Below are 672 nucleotides of genomic sequence, written 5' to 3'. Positions count from 1 at the left end.
AAGCCTTTCAATCCGAACATCAGACAAATGAAGATATATCTCAATACCTGTGTATTGTCATTTGTTACTTCGTTTTTTCCGTTGTTTTTCAACGGACTTTTTTTCACTACGAGAAACCCAAAGTACGTTTGAGCGCGTATAGCAGCACGACCCACGGAAATAAACGAAAACTCAATACGTGAAGAGGTAGATCGTGAATCATTATAAAGCGCCAATGGACAACATAAACTTCGTTCTTTTTGAAGTTCTTAAAGCCGGCAACATCGCAAACATCGAGCAATTTGCCGACGCGACAGAAGACATGCAGCGTGCTGTACTAGAAGAAGCTGCAAAATTGGCAGAAAACGTACTTCAACCGATCAATGCATCAGGTGACAGGGAAGGGTGTGTCTACGACCCAGAAGCGAAAACAGTAAAAACACCTTCTGGTTTTAAAGAAGCATACAAAACGTACCAAGAAGGTGGTTGGAGCGGTCTCGCTTCACCCGTTGAGCATGGTGGACAAGGTTTGCCACACTTCTTGAAAGTAGTAGTTGATGAAATGTGCTGCTCTACCAACTTATCGTTTGGTATGTATCCAGGTTTGTCTCACGGCTCTATTGACGCTCTGACATTGCACGGTAACGAACACCAGCAGTCTTACTATTTGCCGAAGCTTATTGCGGGCGAGTG

1 protein-coding gene is annotated in these 672 nt (G+C 43.8%); it reads left to right on the top strand.

All coding sequences use genetic code 11. From position 1 onward, the window contains the following. Positions 1-193: 193 nt before the first annotated feature. On the top strand, positions 194-672 hold a 479-nt coding region (locus A3762_RS23340; RefSeq protein WP_197469533.1), incomplete at its 3' end, for an acyl-CoA dehydrogenase family protein.

This window comes from Oleiphilus sp. HI0125 (assembly GCF_001635355.1).
The sequence above is the reverse complement of the archived record's forward strand: the minus strand, read 5'-3'. Positions and strand labels throughout refer to the sequence as shown.